Source organism: Sphaerisporangium fuscum, from assembly GCF_018531465.1.
GTDB classification, from domain to species: Bacteria; Actinomycetota; Actinomycetes; order Streptosporangiales; family Streptosporangiaceae; genus Sphaerisporangium; species Sphaerisporangium fuscum.
In genome coordinates this window covers 102,651-118,874 of the sequence record NZ_JAHDTF010000022.1, presented here as the reverse complement: position 1 = coordinate 118,874, position 16,224 = coordinate 102,651, and the positions used below count along the sequence as shown (strand labels likewise).

Sequence of the window (16,224 nt, the reverse complement as noted above, 5' to 3'; positions counted from 1 at the left end):
CGCCCCGGGCCGCCCGCCGGCCGCCACATCTGGGCACGACGGCGTGTTCGTGCCGGCGGAGGGGCGGGGTCGCACGGGGGCCGCCTCCTTCGGCGCGAGGGGTGGTCCGGTGCCGTCTGCGTGCTTCGTGTCCTCGGTCGTCGCCTTGCCGGCGCCGCGTCGGCGGGACGGGGTACGGCGGTGCCGGCGCCGCTGTACGGCGGCTCGCACGATGGTCCCGAGGACGGCTCCTGCCCGGGGTGCGGCGCGAGCGCGTACGGCACACCCTTTGCCGGACCTTTGGCGCCGCCTGGCGCCATGGCGCACGGGCGACGCGGCCCGCCTTCCACGGCGACGTACGGGCCGGCGGGGACGGGGTGGTCGCCATGGCTCGCGGCACGTCGGCCGGCCGCCGCCCGCAATCGCCCTCCGGGGCCGGTCCGCGCTTCCGGGGTCCACCGGATCGTCTTGACCGGGGAAGACCGCGAACCTAGTTTGTTTGATGTCAAACGGCCCCGGATCTCCGGCCGGCTCCGGGCGTTCGGGCCGCATCCGCCGACGGCCACGCGTACCGGGAGCGCCGCATCCACCCCCGAGGAGAGCATCACATGGACCTGCGTCACTGGCTGAGCTCGGCGGCCGACGAGATCGGCGCGTGGCAGCGTGAGTTCGGCGACTTCGAACGGCATCCCGCGCCGGCCGTGACCGACGGCGACTTCGCGGAGGCCTTCGCGGAACTGGCCGGCCGTCTGCGCGACAACTACCCCTTCTTCCACCCGCGCTACGCCGCGCAGATGCTCAAGCCGCCGCACCCCGCCGCCGTCGTGGGGTATCTGGCCGCCATGTTGGTCAACCCCAACAACCACGCCCTCGACGGAGGGCCCGCGACCGCGCGGATGGAGCGCGAGGTCGTCGCCGCCCTGGCCTCGATGTTCGGATACACCGAGCATCTGGGGCACCTGACGACCAGTGGCACCGTCGCCAACCTCGAGGCGCTGTTCGTCGCCCGTGAGACGCATCCGGGCCGTGGCGTCGCCTACAGCGAAGACGCCCATTACACCCACGGGCGCATGTGCCACCTGCTCGGCGTCCCCTCCTTCCCCGTCGCCACCGACGGCGCCGGCAGGATGGACCTCCAGGCGCTGGAGACGTTGCTGCGTACGGGACGGGTGGGCACGGTCGTGATGACCGCGGGCACCACCGGTCTGGGGGCCATCGACCCGATCGACCAGGCCCTCGGGTTCCGCGAGCGCCATGACGTGCGCGTCCACGTGGACGGCGCGTACGGCGGCTTCTTCACCCTGATCGCCGACGATTCCGCCGACGGCGTCCCCGCGGCGCCGTTCCGGGCCATCGCCTCCTGCGACTCGGTCGTGGTGGATCCGCACAAGCACGGCCTGCAGCCCTACGGCTGCGGCGCCGTCCTGTTCAGGGACCCGGCGGTGGGGCGGTTCTACAAGCACGACTCGCCCTACACCTACTTCACCTCCGAGGAGCTGCACCTGGGGGAGATCTCTCTGGAGTGCTCCCGCGCCGGGGCCTCCGCGGCGGCCCTGTGGCTCACCCTTCGCGTCCTGCCGCTCGATCCCGGCGGGCTCGGCGCGGTGCTGCGGCCGGGCCGCCGGGCCGTGCTGCGCTGGACGGAACTGCTGGCCGGATCCGAGGTGCTCGCGCCCTACCAGTCGCCCGAGCTGGACATCGTCTCGTACCTGCCCCGCGCGGCCCGCCTGTCGGAGATGGACCGCATGTCGGTCAGGATGATGGAGGCCGGCATGGCGGCGCCTCCGGCCGAGGCGGTGTTCCTCGCCACCTACGGCGTCGGCGCGGCGGCACTGGCCGCCCGCGGGCACCGCCTCACGGCCGACGTCCCGACCGGCCGGATCCTCCGCAGCGTCCTGATGAAGCCCGAGAGCGAAGCCTGGGTGGAGACCCTGCACGCCGAGGTGGAGAAGCTCGCCGTCGCGGCCGGATGAGACGTTCCCCGGGCGGGCGCCCGTCAGGCCCGTCCCGGCCGCGCGCGGCCGGGACGCCGCCCGGGGAGGCAGAGGTCACAGGTCGCGGGACCAGTACTCCTCGTTGGTCTGGGTGCCGTGCCAGGGGACCAGGTGCCGTTCGTCGAGCTGGAAGCCGGCGCGCGCGTAGATGCGGCGGGCGGCGGTCTGGGTCTCGGCCGTCATGAGGGTGATCCGCTCGTACCCGGCCCGCTTGGCGAAGGCCAGGCACTCCTCGACGAGGCGCGCGCCGATGCCCATGCCGCGGGTGGACGGCTCCACCAGCAGCATCCGCAGCTGGGCCGTGCGGTCGTCCTTCTTCACGCAGAAGATCGAGCCGACCGGCCGGCCGTCGACCTCGGCGATCCAGGCGTCCTCGCGCGCGGGGTCGCGCCGGTCGACGTAGTCGGCGGCGATGCGGGCGACCATCGCCTCGAAGGTCTGGTCCCAGCCGTTCTCCTCCGCGTACAGCGCGCCGTGCCGGTACACCACCCAGCCGAGGTCGCCGGGGCGCAGCGGGCGGATGACGTACGGCTCGCGCCGGGGGGTGTCGCCGAGGATCTCCTGGATGGTGGCCATGGCCGAGACCAGGCGCCGCCGGTCCTCGCTCGCGAGGGGCGACAGCATGGCGCGCACCACGCTCGCCGACGCCTCGTCGAGCATGGTGAAGGTCTTGGCGCCGGTCTCGCTGAGCCGGACGACCTGGCGCCTGGCGTCCTCGGCCGAGCGTTCCCTGGTGACGAGGCCGGCGGTCTCGAACCGGGTGAGCATCCGGCTGAGGTACCCGGCGTCCAGGTCGAGCAGGCGGCGCAGCTCGCCGGTCTCCATCTCGTGCTCCTCGTGGAGCTCGAACAGCACCCTTGCCTCGGTGAGGGAGTAGGGGGTGTCGTACATCTGCGCGTTCAGGACGCCGATGACCCTGGTGTAGAAGCGGTTGAACGCCCGCACTCCGGTCACGAACTCGTCCATGCTTGCCTCGAGCAAGGAATTCATTGACGCAGTCAAGCATGTTCTCGGCCGGAGATCCACCCCTCGGGGAAATCTCCGGACAGGTCTTCGCGCGACGCCACGCAGGGCGGAGGCGTCGAACAAGATCGAATCAGGATCGGAGGACTATCCTCGATCTCATGACTTCCGGGTACGACGTGCTCTACATCGGCGGATACACGCCCGACACCGGCGGATCGGGAACCGGGCTCGCGGTGGCCCGGCGGGAGCCGGGCGGAGCGCTCAAGGCGCTCGCCGAGACCGCCGCTCCCGGCCCCTCCTTCCTCGCCCTGCACCCCCGGCTGCCCGTGCTGTACGCCGTGCTGGAGTGCGAGGAGGGCGGCGTGGCCGCCTACTCCGCCGACCCGAACGGCCCCGCCCTGCTCGCCGACGGCCCGAGCGGCGGGTCGTACCCCTGCCACCTGGCCGTCGACCCCACCGGCAACTGGCTCGCGGTGGCCAACTACGGCGACGGCACCGTCGCGATGTTCCGCCTCGGCAGCTCGGGCCTGTTCACCGGGCGGCCGCGGCTCTTCCCGCACCAGGGGCACGGGCCCGACCCGGCGCGGCAGGCCGAGCCGCACGCCCACCAGGTCGTCTTCGGCCCGGGAAACGTCCTGTACGTCAGCGACCTCGGCACCGACGAGGTCCGCCGCTACGCCTTCGACGGCGTGCCGGCCCCTCACGACGGCGGCCCCGTGCACCTCACGCCGGGCAGCGGCCCCCGCCACATGGCCCACCACGAGGGCCGCTGGTACGTCGTGGGCGAGCTCGACGGCATGATCGCCGTCTACGACGAGGCGTGGCACGAGCTCGGCCGCGTCCGGGCCAGCGGGACCTCGCTCCCCAACCACCCCTCCCACCTGGAGGTGTCGGGCGACGGCCGTCACCTCTACGTCGCCAACCGCGGCCCGGACACCGTCGCCGTCCTCGCCCTCGACCCGGCGGGGGAGGGGACGGGGCTGACCCCGGTGGCCGAGGTGTCCTCGGGCGGGCTGTGGCCCCGGCACTTCACCGTGGCGGGCGGGCACATGTACGTCGCCAACCAGCGCTCCGACGCCGTGGCCGTTCTCGCGATGCGCGACGGGGTGCCCGAGCCCGCCGGCGAGACGTTCAAGATCGGCAGCCCGTCGTGCGTGCTGGCCGTCTCGGCGTGAACCTGCGCACGCCCAAGGCAGTCAACGGGACGGTCTCGCCGCTTGGTCTAGACCATTGATTCCGGCTGGGGCACAATGCGTTGCGTCGGCGGTCCCACTCGGAAGATCGAAGACATGCTGGCCGCCGTGGAGTCCAACGTAGTGTGACTGTGTACCCCATCGGGAGGAACCCGCCATGCGAATTGGAGTACTTACGGGGGGCGGCGACTGCCCCGGGCTCAACGCGGTGATCCGGGCAGTGGTGCGCAAGGGCGTCAGTGTGTACGGCCACGAGTTCGTCGGATTCCGTGACGGCTGGCGCGGGCCGCTCGAGGGCGACACGATGCCTCTGGAGATCCAGACCGTACGCGGCATCCTGCCGCGCGGCGGCACCATTCTGGGCTCGTCCCGCACCAACCCCATCAAGATCGAGGGCGGCGTCGACAGCATCAAGCGGAACCTCGCCGACGGCGGCGTCGACGCGCTGATCGCCATCGGCGGCGAGGACACCCTGGGCGTCGCCAAGCAGCTGTACGACCGCGGGGTCAAGGTCGTCGGCGTGCCGAAGACCATCGACAACGACCTCAACGCCACCGACTACACCTTCGGCTTCGACACCGCGGTCAACATCGCCACCGAGGCGATCGACCGCCTGCACACCACCGCCGAGTCGCACCACCGGGCCCTGATCTGCGAGGTCATGGGCCGGCACGCCGGGTGGATCGCCCTGCACGCCGGCATGGCCGCCGGAGCCAACGTCATCCTCATCCCCGAGAAGCCGTTCGACATCGACAAGGTCTGCGAGTACGTCGAGAGCCGCTTCAAGACCCGCTACTCGCCGATCATCGTGGTCGCCGAGGGCGCCCACCCCGTCGAGGGCCAGATGACGCTGCAGGCCGGCGAGCTCGACGCCTTCGGCCACGTGCGCCTCGGCGGCATCGGCGAGCAGCTCGCCCACGAGATCGAGAAGCGCACCGGCAAGGAGGCCCGCACCACGGTGCTCGGCCACGTCCAGCGCGGCGGCACCCCGAGCGCGTTCGACCGCGTGCTGGCGACCCGCTTCGGTCTGCAGGCCATCGACGCCGTCCACGAGGGCGACTTCGGCAAGATGGTCGCGCTGCGCGGCACCGACATCGTCCGCGTCGGCCTCGACGCCGCGACCTCCGAGCTCAAGACCGTGCCGGTCTCGCGCTACGCCGAGGCCGAGGTCTTCTTCGGCTGATCCTTCCGGCACGCCCCACCGCCCCCGGCCGCCCGGCCCGGGGGCGGATGGCGGCCCCCGGGTGGGCTGGACCCGGTGGGCGTGGATCCGGGATAAATTGAAGGGTCTGGGCGGAACCACCTTCCGCCCGTGCCCGGCCCCGACTTCCACCACCGCCCGGAGGCAACTCCATGTCCGTCGTTCCCCCGTCAGCTCTGGGCGAGCCCTGCGTGCTCCTCAAACTGGGCGAGATCGTCCTCAAGGGCAGGAACCGCGAGCTGTTCGAGCGGCGGCTGCAGGTCAACATCAAGGCCGCGCTGAAGGGCTTCGGCCTGAAGATCGACATCCGGCAGCGGCACGGTGTGATCGCGATCCTGCTGCCCGAGGGGACGACCGTCGAGACGGCCGACGCCGTCGCGCAGCGTCTCACCGACGTCGTCGGCCTGGTGTGGGTCCACCGCGCCTGGCGCGTCGCCAAGGACCCCGACGCCGTCACCGCCGCGGCGCTGGAGCTGGTCGCCGGGCGGCCCGAGGTCGAGCGGCAGGCGACGTTCGCCGTCCGCTCCCGCCGCCGCGACAAGCGCTTCCCGCTGCGTTCCAACGAGCTCGACCGCGTGGTCGGCGGCGCGATCAACGACAAGTACGGCCTGCCGGTCCGCCTGAAGAACCCCGAGCTGACCGTGAACATCGAGGTCGACCGCGACGAGGTGTTCGTCTTCTCCGGCGGCCTGCCCGGCCAGGGCGGTCTCCCGGTCGGCATGAGCGGGCGGGGCCTGGTGCTGATGTCCGGCGGCATCGACTCCCCGGTCGCCGCCTACCGCATGCTCCGCCGCGGGCTCCAGGTCGACTTCCTGCACTTCTCCGGCATCCCCTTCACCACCTCCGAGTCGATCTACAAGGCGTACGCCCTGGTGAAGGCGCTGAGCAGGTTCCAGGGCAAGGCGCGGCTGTTCGTGGTGCCGTTCGGCAAGGCGCAGCAGTCGCTGAAGACCTCCGGCGCCGACCGGCTCCAGGTGGTCGCCCAGCGCCGCCTGATGCTCAAGACCGCCGAGGAGGTCGCCCACCGGCTGCACCGTGACGTGCTCGTCACCGGCGACTCCCTGGGACAGGTCTCCTCCCAGACCCTGCAGAACATCTGCGCCCTCGACGACGCCGTCAGCATGCCGATCCTCCGCCCGCTGATCGGCATGGACAAGACCGAGATCATGGCCGAGGCCCGGCGCATCGGCACGCTGCAGATCTCCGAGCTGCCCGACGAGGACTGCTGCACCCTGCTGACCCCGCGCCGCGCCGAGACCCGCGCCAAGATCGCCGACCTCCGCCAGATCGAGAAGCGCCTCGACGCCGAGGAGCTCGCCGTCCAGCTCGCCGACTCCATCCAGGAGTACAAGTTCGACGACTGAGGGCACCGGCCCCGCACGGCCTGATCTAACGGAGCCGGTGGCGCACCCACACGTTCGGTTCGACGTACACCGCGTGGTCGTGGTCGGCGTCGCAGTGCACCGGCACCAGCGCGCCCGGCACCTCGACGTCGCCCGTCGTGTCGAACGGCAGGCCCGTCCAGCCGCGCCACTCCGCGAGCGTGCCCCCCACCATCATGGAGCGGGGGGCGATCTTCTCGATCACGCCGCCGGCCCGGGCGTGCACGCGCAGCCAGGGGTCGACGGGCAGGCCGTCCGGCCGGCGGAGCGCGGCGTACTCCGCCATCGGGGTGCGGGGCCGCAGGTGCTTGCCGTTCGGGCGGACGGGGGCGAGCAGCTCGCCGAACCCCAGCCGCCCGGCCTGGGCCCGCAGGGCGGCGAGCATGACCGCCGACAGGCCCTTGCCCTGCAGGTCGGGCCTGATCGTGATCTCCAGGGCCGAGACCGCGTCCGGCGAGTCTCCGCGCCGCCGCGTCCGGGCGGCGCGCCACAGCACCCCGTCCCAGCCGTCGTCCGGCAGCTCGTCGTCCCCGAGCGTGAACGGCACCGAGAAGGCGCGCGCCACGAGGGTGCCGGGGGCGGCGCGGTCGACCGCGACGAGCGTGAACTCGGCGTACTCCGTGCTCGCGATCGGGTAGAAGAGGTTCGCGGCCGGATCCTCCTTCATGTAGGCCGGCCAGCTGTGGGACATGGTCCACAGCTGAGGTTCGAGCTCGGGGCGTTCCGCCAGCGTGGTGATGTGGAGGTCCATGGACCGGATCCTCGCCGGGCGGGGCGCCCGCGGGCAACGCGTTTTCCGCCCAGGCTGCCCGCGAGGCGCGCTCAGGCGACGGGGGTGAGGGTGGTGGCGGCGGTACGGCCGAGGAGCGGCGGGAAGTCCCTCATGATGACGGCCAGCTCGTCGAGGTCGCCGTCGACCAGCGCCTGGGGGCCGTCGCAGAGCGCCTGCTCCGGGCGGGGGTGCACGTCGATGATCACGCCGTCGGCGCCCACGGCGATCGCGGACCGGGTCAGCGGGAGCACCAGGTCGCGGCGGCCGCCCGAGTGCGACGGGTCGATGATCACCGGCAGGTGGGAGAGCCGCTGTACCACCGGCACGGCCGAGACGTCCAGCGTGTTGCGGGTGGCGGTCTCGAACGTGCGGATGCCGCGCTCGCACAGCACGATGTCGAGGTTGCCCCGCTGCGCGATGTACTCGGCCGCCATGAGCCACTCCTCGATGGTGGCGCTCATGCCGCGCTTGAGCATGACCGGCCTGCCGACCGACCCGACGGCCTGCAGCAGCCCGAAGTTCTGCGCGTTGCGGGTGCCGACCTGCAGCATGTCGGCGTAGGAGGCCACCAGCTCGACGTCGTGGGCGTCGACCACCTCGGTGACCACCGGCAGCCCCGTCTCCTCCCGCACGTCGGCCAGGATGCGCAGCCCCGCCTCGCCGAGCCCCTGGAAGGCGTACGGCGAGGTGCGCGGCTTGTAGGCGCCGCCGCGCAGCAGCGTGGCCCCGGCCGCCTGCGCCATCCGCGCCGCCGCCAGCGTCTGGTCGTGCGTCTCCACCGCGCAGGGCCCGGCGATCAGCGTGACCGTCTCGGGGCCGATGGGCACCCCGCCCACGCGCACGGTCGATCTCTCCGGATGGTTCTCACGGCTCACCAGCTTGTACGGGGTGGAGACGCGCATCACCTCGGCCACGCCCGGCATGCTCTTGAGGTTGAGGGAGCCGAACTGTTCGACGTCGCCCACGAGACCGATGATCGTACGGCTGACGCCGCGGCTGACGAAGGCGTCCCCGCCCGCCTTGGCGACCAGTTCGACGATCGCGTCGACGTCCTGCTGGGTGCCCTCGGCTGCCATGACGATGACCATTGGTGGTGCCCTTTCTCGCGTTGATGGCTTCCCGGAACGACGAGAAGGCCCCGGGTCCGTGTGGACCCGGGGCCTTCGTCGACGTTTGCCTGTCAGCGCAGCATCTGACGGCGAACGGTCCGCTCCACGGGTCCGTCGCCATACCAAAACTCGAAAGATGTACGCATCGCGGACGAGTGTAGCGCATCCCCGCCGGCGCACCCCCCGTCCGGGCCCCCTTGCCTTGTCAATCAGGGGGACCCCTTCCCGGCGTGGCTAGTGGGGAGCCGATGACACGTGGTCGACCCGGCGGTGGCAGGATTGCTGCGTGCCGGATCCAACCGAGGAATCTCGACTGCCCCCCGGGCAGTACGTCCCGCGTGGCCGCCCGGTCATCCACTACGGCAGGGTCCCGCAGTTCCGGCCGGAGCGCTGGAGCCTCTCGGTGTTCGGGGCCACCGCCGGTGGAGAGGAGATCCGCTTCACCTGGCCGGAGTTCTCCGCCCTGCCGCGCGTGACGGTCATCGCCGACTTCCACTGCGTCACCAAGTTCTCGCTCATGGGGAACGAGTGGGCCGGGGTGTCCGCCAAGGCCCTGATGGAGGCCGCGCCGCCCGACCCGGGAGTGAGCCACGTCATGATCTGGGGGGAGTACGGCTACAGCGCCAACCTCCGCATCGACGACTTCGGCCGCGACTCCACTCTCTTCGCCACCGAGCTCGACGAGAAGCCGCTCTCGCCCGACCGCGGCCACCCCGTACGCATCGTCGTCCCCCACCTTTACGCCTGGAAGAGCGTGAAATGGGTGCGCGCGGTCGAATATCTCCTGGAGGACCGCCGGGGGTTCTGGGAGGAGCGCGGCTACCACAACATCGGCGACCCGTGGCGTGAGCAGCGCTATTCGTACCAGGAGGAGCCCGGCGACGGCCCACAGTGACCGTTCGGCCACGATCACGTTACGTCGCCCATTACGGTTGCCCGCATGTTCCATACCGGCTGGGCATTGCTCTGCGTCCTCAGCGGCCTCGTGGGATACGGCCTGGGGCGCCGCGGAGAGGGGGAGCGGGGCGACGGCGCGACGTTCGCCACGCTGCACCTCGCCGCGATGGCCGCCCCCTACCTGCGGGCCGGGCTCGCCCGCGACTCCGCCCGCAGGGTCGTACGCCATCTGCGGGCCCTGGTGGGCACGGCCGGGCTTGCGGTGACCTCCACCGACCAGCTGCTGGCCTTCGAGGGCACCTGGGAGCAGCCGGGGGAGGAGCACGTCCGTGACCTGCTCGGGCACGTCCACGGCATGCTCGCGGGAGGGCGGCCCCACCTGGTCGCCGGGGACGAGCTGTTCTGCGAGGCCGACGACTGCGCCATCCGCAGCGCCGTCATGGTGCCGCTCACCGTCGACGGGCGCGTCATCGGGGCGCTGGCGGCCTACGACGAGCACGTCAGCGCGGCCGTCGTCCGCGCGACGGCCGAGGTCGGCAAGTGGGCGTCCGGGCAGCTGGAGCTGGCCGAGCTCGACGCCACCCGGCGGCGGGCGCTGTCGGCCGAGACGCGGGCCCTGCGGGCGCAGATCTCGCCCCACTTCGTCTGCAACTCCCTGGCCACCATCGCCTCCTTCACCCGCACCGATCCCGACCGGGCCCGCGAGCTGCTGCTCGACTTCGCCGACTTCGCCCGGCACGCCCTGCGCCGCGCCGGCGACTTCACCACGCTGTCCGACGAGCTGACCTGCGTCGACCGCTACCTACTGCTCGAGCGGGCCCGGTTCGGCGAGAAGCTGCGCTTCGTCGTCGACGTCGTGCCCGAGGTGCTGCCGGTTCCGGTGCCGTTCCTGTGCCTGCAGCCCATCGTCGAGAACGCCATCACCCACGGCATCCGCCGGGGCGGCGGCGCGGGAGAGGTGAACGTCGTGGTGCGCGACGTCGGCGACGAGGTCCACATCACCGTCGAGGACGACGGCACCGGGATGGACCCCGAGCGGGTCCGCGAGATGCTCGACGGCGAGCCGCCGAGCGGCGACATGGGGGGCATCGGCCTGGCCAACGTCGACGTCCGGCTGCGCCAGATCTACGGCGAGGAGTACGGTCTGGTGATCGACACCGCGCCGGGCGAGGGCACGACGGTGCGGATGCGTGTGCCGAAAACCCGTCCAAGTCATGACTGAAGGCGACGGATCGACTACATGATGTTGTGACGCCTCTTGCCTGCCGGTGGGCGGGCACGGCAGCGTTGTGCCATGCTTCGTGTCTTGGCGGTTGACGACGAGGTGCACGCGCTGTCGGAGCTCGCCTATCTCCTCCAGCAGGACAGCCGCGTCGAGCAGGTCCTGACGGCCTCCGACCCGGTCGCCGCGCTGCACGACATGGTCGCCATGATCGGCGCCGGCGAGCGGCTCGACAGCGTCTTCCTCGACATCCGCATGCCCGGCCTCGACGGCCTCGACCTCGCCCGGCTGGTGGGCGCCTTCCCCAACCCGCCCAAGCTCGTCTTCGTGACCGCGCACGACGACCGCGCGGTGCAGGCCTTCGAGCTGGAGGCCGTCGACTACCTCCTCAAGCCGCTGCGTCCCGAGCGGGTCGCCGAGGCCGTACGGCGCCTGGAGTCGGCCGCGTACGGCCCGCCGGCCACCGAGGCGCCGCTCGACGACGTGATCCCGGTCGAGCTGAGCGGGCGCACGAGCTTCGTCCCCCAGCACGCCGTCTTCTACGCCGAGGCCAGCGGCGACTACGTCCGCCTGCACACCGCCGGGGGCACCCACCTGGTCCGCATGCCGCTGGCGGCCCTGGAGCGCCGCTGGGCCGCCTCGGGCTTCATCAGGATCCACCGCAGCACGCTCGTGTCGGCGCGGCACGTCACCGAGATGCGGTTCGACGAGGGGCGCATCGTGCTGCGCGTGGGAGACACCATCCTCCCGGTGAGCCGCCGTCACAGCCGGCGGGTCCGCGAGCAGCTCGTCCGGCAGTTCCGCGGGCCCGCGCCCGCCACCTCCGAGGCGTTCGGGCGGGAGACCGCGCCCGCCGGCCGCTGATCGCGGCCGTCGCGAGCCCCCGCCTGCCGCTCGTCGGCCGCCACGCGCCGCTCGTCGCGCCGTGACGTTCCGCACATCGCTGACTACAGACCGTTCAGCGAGACGGCGGCAAACCGGCCGCGCGGCGCCGATGACCCGCCGTAATGTCGTCGGCACCGCAGAGCCACACTGCGTGACCAGGGGGGACACCCGCCCTACAGGGCCGGAAGACCTTGGCCGCGCAGGCCCGCGGCGACCGCCACGAGCGTGGAGGTCGCCCCAACGGCCGCCGGGCCCTTACCGGGGGGTAGGGCCCGTCGGCCTCGGCGGGGCGGGGTGTTCGCCGGTCGGCCGCGAGGCCCCGGACGTGATCCGGCCATTGGGGGGCGGCCGGATCCCGTCGGCGAACACCCCGCCGTGCTCAACGGCCTCGCCTCCGCTCGGCGGCGAGAGGCGCTCCTTGAGGCGGCGGGCTTCGTCGTCGTCCGGGCTCGTTCTCGCCCTACCTCCTCCTCACCCCACCGCCGCGCCCCTCGCGGGTTCGATCGCCTCGCTCCGCTCGGCGGACGGGAGCCGCGGTCAGCCGTCGCGGAGTTTCTTCAGCAGCAGGATGTCGTCGCGGTGTTTGTCGGCCTTGCCCGGGGTCTCGATGCAGAGCGGGACGCCCGCCGCGACCGGGTGGCGCATGAGCTCAGCGAAGGCCTCCGTGCCGATGTGGCCCGCGCCGATGTTCTCGTGACGGTCCTTCTTGGAGCCGCACACGTCCTTGGAGTCGTTGGCGTGGATAAGCTTCAGCCGTCCCGGCGCGACCTCGTGGAGGGCCTCCAGCATCGCGGCCACCCCGCCGGGGGCGGCCAGGTCGTGCCCGGCGGCGTAGGCGTGGCAGGTGTCCAGGCAGACGTTCGCCTTGGGGTGGTGCTCCAGGGCTTCGAGGTACGGCCCGAGGTCCTGCACCGTGGCGCACAGCATCTGCCCCTGGCCCGCCATCGGCTCCAGCAGCAGATCGGGGCCGTCGTCGGGGATCTCCTCCAGCAGCGGTAGCAACTGCTCGTGCAACTGGCGCAACGCGTCGTCACGCGACTGGCTGACCGCCGAACCCGTGTGGACGACCACGCCGAGCGCGCCGACCTCCACCCCGCGCCGCAGGTTGTGCCGGATGGTGAGGATCGACTTCTCGAGCGTGTCGGCGCTCGGCGAGCCCATGTTGACGAGATAGGGCGTGTGGACGAACACCGGCACGCCGGACTCGCGCAGGGCGGCGTCCTCGGACGGCTTGCCCTCCGCCAGGGCCCAGCCGCGGGGGTTGGTCACGAAGACCTGGATGATCTCGGCTTCGATCTCGGCGGCGTAGCGCAGGCCGCCGGTGGCGAGACCGCCCGCGACCAGCGCGTGGCCGCCGATGAGAGTGGTAACGGTCATGATGCGTCCAGCTTATGAGAGACGGGACGGTGACCTCGCGGCCGAGGCCCCCCCACCGGGCCCACTTGGAGCATGACACGAAAAGTCATGGCCGCGCGTTGGCCCGCTTGGGAGTTCCTGTCGCTGGACCCCGCCCGCCGGCCGCTGTCTACTTGCTGACATGCCGAACCACACGCTCGCGGCCCTCAACGCCCTGAGCCCGCCGCAGGCGGAGCGGGAGCTGCTGAGCTGCTGCGCCTCCCGCGCGTTCGCCCGCCGCGTCGCCGCCGGGCGCCCGTACGACGGCGCGGACGATCTCGCCGCCGCGGCCGCGGCCTCCGTCCGCGCCCTGGACTGGCCCGACGTGCTGGAAGCCCTCGCCGCCCACCCGCGCATCGGCGAGCGTGCGGCCGGCGCCGGCCGGGAGTCGTCCTGGTCCCGCGACGAGCAGGCGGGGACGGTGGGCGCCGACCGGCGGGTGCTGGCGGAGCTGGCGGCGGCCAACTTCCTGTACGAGCAGCGTTTCGGGCACGTGTACCTGGTCTGCGCCACGGGATTGTCGGCCGAGGAGATGCTCGACCGGCTCACCGGGCGGCTGACCAACGACGAGGAGACCGAGCGCGCCGTCGTCCGCGAGGAACTGGCCGAGATCACCCGGCTGCGGGTGGCGAGGCTGCTCGGCGACGACGGGCGGGAGGGGGAGAGGTGAGCCTGTCCACCCACGTCCTGGACTCCGGCACCGGGCACCCCGCCGAGGGGGTGGGCGTGAGCTTGTACCGGGGCGACCGCCTGGTCGCCGCGGGCGTGACTGACCACGACGGCCGGCTGCGCGACTGGCTGCCGGACGGGGAGCCCGGGAAGGGCGTCCACCGCCTGGTCTTCGACACCGGCGCCTACTTCGCCCGGTGCGGCACGGCCGGGTTCTATCCCGAGGTCGTCGTGACGTTCGTGATCGACGATCCGGCGGAGCACTACCACGTGCCGCTGCTGCTCAGCCCGTTCGCCTACTCGACCTACCGAGGGAGCTAGCGATGGCCGTCGTGCTCGGGCCGAACCGTTACGGCAAGGCGGAGACCCGCGTGGTGCGCGTGACCCGCGACGGCGAGGTCCACCACATCAAGGACTGCAACGTCGGCGTCTCGCTGTCGGGCGACATGCGCGAGGTGCACCTCAGCGGCGACAACTCGGCGGTGCTGCCGACCGACTCGCAGAAGAACACCGTCTACGCCTTCGCCCGCGAGCACGGCATCGGGCAGATCGAGGACTTCGCCCTCCTGCTGGCCGCGCACTTCGTCGAGTCCCAGCCGACGATCCACCATGCCCGGGTGGAGGTGGAGGAGTACTCCTGGGAGCGCCGGGGGCCGCACTCGTTCGCCCGGTCGGGGGCCGAGGTGCGGACGTGCGTGGTGCACCACGACCGCGACGGCACCTCCACGGTGGTGTCCGGGCTGCGTGACCTGGTGCTGCTGAACACCACGGGCTCGGAGTTCCACGGCTTCGTCCGCGACCGGTACACCACGCTGCCGCCGGCCACCGACCGCGTCCTCGCCACCGCCGTGGACGCCCGCTGGCGGTACGCGTCCCCCGATTCCCGCCATTTCGGGAAATCGTATGAAGAGGCGCGCCGCTGCCTCGTGGAGGCCTTCACCGGCACCCACAGCCTCTCCCTCCAGCAGACCCTGTACGCCATGGGCGGCCACGTGCTCACCACCTGCCCGGAGATCTGCGAGGTACGGCTGGCACTGCCCAACAAGCACCACTTCCTCGTCGATCTCACCCCCTTCGGCCTGGACAACGACAACGAGGTCTACCACGCCGCCGACCGTCCGTACGGGCTGATCGAGGGCACCGTGCTCGACGACCGCGCGCCGGCGGCGGGCCCGGCCTGGGACTAGGGAGCGCCGATGGAATTCCTGCGACCCGCCACCTGGGGCGACGCGCTCGCCGCCCGGGCCGGCACACCCGAGGCGGTGCCCATCCAGGGCGGCACCGACGTCATGGTCGAGATCAACTTCGACGTGCGGCGCCCGGCCGCGCTGCTGGACCTGACCCGCGTCGGCGAGCTCGGCCGCTGGGAGGTCGCCGGCGACGGACGGCTGCGCGTCGGCGCGGGCGTCCCGTACGCCCGCCTCATCGCCGAGCTGGGGGACCGGCTGCCGGGGCTCGCCCAGGCGGCCCGCACGGTCGGGTCGCCGCAGATCCGCAACCGGGGCTCGGTCGGCGGCAACCTCGGCGCCGCCTCCCCGGCGGGGGACGCCCACCCGCCGTTGCTCGCCGCCGGCGCCGTCATCGAGGCCGAGTCCGCCGCGAGGGGCACGCGCATGATCCCCGCCGCCGACTTCTACCTCGGGGTGAAGCGCAACGCCCTGGCGCCCGACGAGCTGATCCGCGCCTTCTGGGTGCCCCCGGCCGCCGGCCCGCAGTACTTCTCCAAGGTCGGCACCCGCAACGCCATGGTGATCGCCGTCTGCTCGTTCGCGATCGCGCTCCACCCGGCCGAACGCCGCGCCGGCACCGGTATCGGGTCGGCGGCCCCGACGCCGCGCCGGGCCCTGGCCGCCGAGGAGTTCCTCGCCGCCGAGCTCGACTGGACCGGCGCCGCCCCGCTGGAGCCGGCGCTGGTGGCGCGGTTCGGCGAGCTGGCCGCCGGGGCGGCCTCCCCCATCGACGACGTCAGGGGCACCGCCGCCTACCGCCGCCACGCGATCGCGGTGCTGGCACGCCGCACTCTCACCTGGGCCTGGAACGACTACCGCGAGGAGGTGGCCGCGTGCGCGTGAACCTCATCGTCAACGGCAGGCCCGAGACCGTCGACAACGTCTGGGAGGGCGAGAGCCTGCTGTACGTGCTGCGCGAGCGGGCCGGACTGCCCGGCTCCAAGAACGCCTGCGAGCAGGGCGAGTGCGGCTCGTGCACGGTCTACCTCGACGGGGTCCCGGTCTGCGCGTGCCTGGTCGCGGCGGGCCAGGCGGAGGGCCGCGAGGTGCGCACGGTCGAGGGGCTCGCCGACGGCGACCGCCTGGACCCGATCCAGGAGGCGTTCGTGGAGTGCGGGGCCGTGCAGTGCGGCTTCTGCACCCCGGGCCTGCTCGTCCAGGCCCACGACCTCCTCCGGCGCGTGCCCGCCCCCACCGACGCCGACATCCGCGAGGCCCTCGCCGGCAACCTGTGCCGCTGCACCGGCTACGAAAAGATCCTCAGCGCCGTGAGACTCGCCGCCGCCCGTGGGGAAGGTGGAAGAGGCGGGGATGATCGAGAGTGAGAGGAG

At 72.4% G+C, this 16,224-nt stretch carries 16 protein-coding genes; 12 read left to right on the top strand and 4 right to left on the bottom strand.

Translation table 11 applies throughout. The annotated features are described in order from the left end of the window. Positions 1-587 precede the first annotated feature (587 nt). The gene (locus tag KIK05_RS27205; protein ID WP_214413692.1) at positions 588-1,952 is read left to right on the top strand and encodes a pyridoxal phosphate-dependent decarboxylase family protein; all 1,365 of its coding nucleotides are present in this window, start codon (positions 588-590) and stop codon (positions 1,950-1,952) included. A gap of 75 nt (positions 1,953-2,027) precedes the next feature. Here KIK05_RS27205 and KIK05_RS27200 read toward each other — a convergent pair whose 3' ends face one another. After that, a complete protein-coding gene (locus KIK05_RS27200; RefSeq protein WP_214413691.1) occupies positions 2,028-2,939 on the bottom strand; it encodes a bifunctional helix-turn-helix transcriptional regulator/GNAT family N-acetyltransferase in 912 nt (303 codons plus the stop codon). A gap of 158 nt (positions 2,940-3,097) precedes the next feature. Between KIK05_RS27200 and KIK05_RS27195 the strand changes: the two genes are divergently transcribed. From KIK05_RS27195 to thiI, 3 genes are all read left to right on the top strand, one after another. Beyond that, a complete protein-coding gene (locus KIK05_RS27195) occupies positions 3,098-4,114 on the top strand; it encodes a lactonase family protein (RefSeq protein WP_214413690.1) in 1,017 nt (338 codons plus the stop codon). Between the two features lie 175 nt (positions 4,115-4,289). Beyond that, a complete protein-coding gene (locus tag KIK05_RS27190) occupies positions 4,290-5,315 on the top strand; it encodes a 6-phosphofructokinase (protein ID WP_214413689.1) in 1,026 nt (341 codons plus the stop codon). Between the two features lie 170 nt (positions 5,316-5,485). Continuing rightward, positions 5,486-6,697 (top strand): tRNA uracil 4-sulfurtransferase ThiI, encoded by a 1,212-nt coding sequence (thiI, locus tag KIK05_RS27185; RefSeq protein ID WP_214413688.1) that lies wholly within the window; start codon positions 5,486-5,488, stop codon positions 6,695-6,697. A 25-nt stretch (positions 6,698-6,722) separates the two neighbouring features. On the opposite strand, the gene KIK05_RS27180 is transcribed toward thiI, so the two are convergent. After that, positions 6,723-7,466: an N-acetyltransferase gene (locus tag KIK05_RS27180; RefSeq protein WP_214413687.1), complete on the bottom strand. Its 744-nt coding sequence runs from the start codon at positions 7,464-7,466 to the stop codon at positions 6,723-6,725. 71 nt (positions 7,467-7,537) lie between these two features. Continuing rightward, a complete protein-coding gene (aroF, locus tag KIK05_RS27175; protein WP_214413686.1) occupies positions 7,538-8,575 on the bottom strand; it encodes a 3-deoxy-7-phosphoheptulonate synthase in 1,038 nt (345 codons plus the stop codon). A 307-nt stretch (positions 8,576-8,882) separates the two neighbouring features. Between aroF and KIK05_RS27170 the strand changes: the two genes are divergently transcribed. The 3 genes from KIK05_RS27170 to KIK05_RS27160 all read left to right on the top strand — a co-directional run bounded on the left by KIK05_RS27170 (position 8,883) and on the right by KIK05_RS27160 (position 11,579). After that, on the top strand, positions 8,883-9,491 hold the full coding sequence (locus KIK05_RS27170; protein ID WP_214413685.1) for a sulfite oxidase-like oxidoreductase: 609 nt from the start codon (positions 8,883-8,885) through the stop codon (positions 9,489-9,491). Between the two features lie 45 nt (positions 9,492-9,536). Beyond that, positions 9,537-10,715, top strand: coding sequence for a sensor histidine kinase (locus KIK05_RS27165; protein ID WP_214413684.1), 1,179 nt, complete (start codon positions 9,537-9,539; stop codon positions 10,713-10,715). Between the two features lie 72 nt (positions 10,716-10,787). Then, positions 10,788-11,579 carry a LytR/AlgR family response regulator transcription factor gene (locus tag KIK05_RS27160; RefSeq protein ID WP_214413683.1) on the top strand — a complete coding sequence of 264 codons (792 nt, stop codon included), beginning with the start codon at positions 10,788-10,790 and terminating at the stop codon, positions 11,577-11,579. Positions 11,580-12,137: 558 nt separating this feature from the next. Here the strand turns inward: KIK05_RS27160 and KIK05_RS27155 are convergent. Next, positions 12,138-12,977, bottom strand: a complete 840-nt coding sequence (locus KIK05_RS27155) for a deoxyribonuclease IV (RefSeq protein ID WP_214413682.1) — start codon at positions 12,975-12,977, stop codon at positions 12,138-12,140. Positions 12,978-13,137: 160 nt separating this feature from the next. On the opposite strand from KIK05_RS27155, the gene uraD reads away from it, so the two are divergent. Genes uraD through KIK05_RS27130 form a run of 5 tightly spaced genes read left to right on the top strand, consistent with a single transcriptional unit; the run spans position 13,138 to position 16,218 of the window. Further along, positions 13,138-13,665: a 2-oxo-4-hydroxy-4-carboxy-5-ureidoimidazoline decarboxylase gene (uraD, locus tag KIK05_RS27150; protein ID WP_214413681.1), complete on the top strand. Its 528-nt coding sequence runs from the start codon at positions 13,138-13,140 to the stop codon at positions 13,663-13,665. Further along, positions 13,662-13,985: a hydroxyisourate hydrolase gene (gene uraH / locus KIK05_RS27145; protein ID WP_214413680.1), complete on the top strand. Its 324-nt coding sequence runs from the start codon at positions 13,662-13,664 to the stop codon at positions 13,983-13,985. Before uraD ends, uraH begins: the two co-directional genes overlap by 4 nt. 2 nt (positions 13,986-13,987) lie before the next feature. Beyond that, positions 13,988-14,851, top strand: coding sequence for a factor-independent urate hydroxylase (gene pucL, locus KIK05_RS27140; protein ID WP_214413679.1), 864 nt, complete (start codon positions 13,988-13,990; stop codon positions 14,849-14,851). A 9-nt stretch (positions 14,852-14,860) separates the two neighbouring features. Beyond that, positions 14,861-15,736, top strand: coding sequence for an FAD binding domain-containing protein (locus tag KIK05_RS27135; protein WP_214413678.1), 876 nt, complete (start codon positions 14,861-14,863; stop codon positions 15,734-15,736). Continuing rightward, complete coding sequence (locus KIK05_RS27130; RefSeq protein ID WP_214413677.1) at positions 15,727-16,218, top strand: (2Fe-2S)-binding protein; 492 nt, start codon at positions 15,727-15,729, stop codon at positions 16,216-16,218. Before KIK05_RS27135 ends, KIK05_RS27130 begins: the two co-directional genes overlap by 10 nt. Positions 16,219-16,224 lie beyond the last annotated feature (6 nt).

Coding starts and splice junctions, on each gene's coding strand:
- KIK05_RS27190 (WP_214413689.1), top strand. CDS start 4,290: ATGCGAATTGGAGTACTTACGGGGGGCGGCGACTGCCCCGGGCTCAAC.
- uraD (WP_214413681.1), top strand. CDS start 13,138: ATGCCGAACCACACGCTCGCGGCCCTCAACGCCCTGAGCCCGCCGCAG.
- KIK05_RS27200 (WP_214413691.1), bottom strand. CDS start 2,939: ATGGACGAGTTCGTGACCGGAGTGCGGGCGTTCAACCGCTTCTACACC.
- KIK05_RS27155 (WP_214413682.1), bottom strand. CDS start 12,977: ATGACCGTTACCACTCTCATCGGCGGCCACGCGCTGGTCGCGGGCGGT.
- thiI (WP_214413688.1), top strand. CDS start 5,486: ATGTCCGTCGTTCCCCCGTCAGCTCTGGGCGAGCCCTGCGTGCTCCTC.
- KIK05_RS27180 (WP_214413687.1), bottom strand. CDS start 7,466: ATGGACCTCCACATCACCACGCTGGCGGAACGCCCCGAGCTCGAACCT.
- pucL (WP_214413679.1), top strand. CDS start 13,988: ATGGCCGTCGTGCTCGGGCCGAACCGTTACGGCAAGGCGGAGACCCGC.
- KIK05_RS27160 (WP_214413683.1), top strand. CDS start 10,788: ATGCTTCGTGTCTTGGCGGTTGACGACGAGGTGCACGCGCTGTCGGAG.
- aroF (WP_214413686.1), bottom strand. CDS start 8,575: ATGGTCATCGTCATGGCAGCCGAGGGCACCCAGCAGGACGTCGACGCG.
- KIK05_RS27205 (WP_214413692.1), top strand. CDS start 588: ATGGACCTGCGTCACTGGCTGAGCTCGGCGGCCGACGAGATCGGCGCG.
- KIK05_RS27165 (WP_214413684.1), top strand. CDS start 9,537: ATGTTCCATACCGGCTGGGCATTGCTCTGCGTCCTCAGCGGCCTCGTG.
- KIK05_RS27135 (WP_214413678.1), top strand. CDS start 14,861: ATGGAATTCCTGCGACCCGCCACCTGGGGCGACGCGCTCGCCGCCCGG.
- KIK05_RS27195 (WP_214413690.1), top strand. CDS start 3,098: ATGACTTCCGGGTACGACGTGCTCTACATCGGCGGATACACGCCCGAC.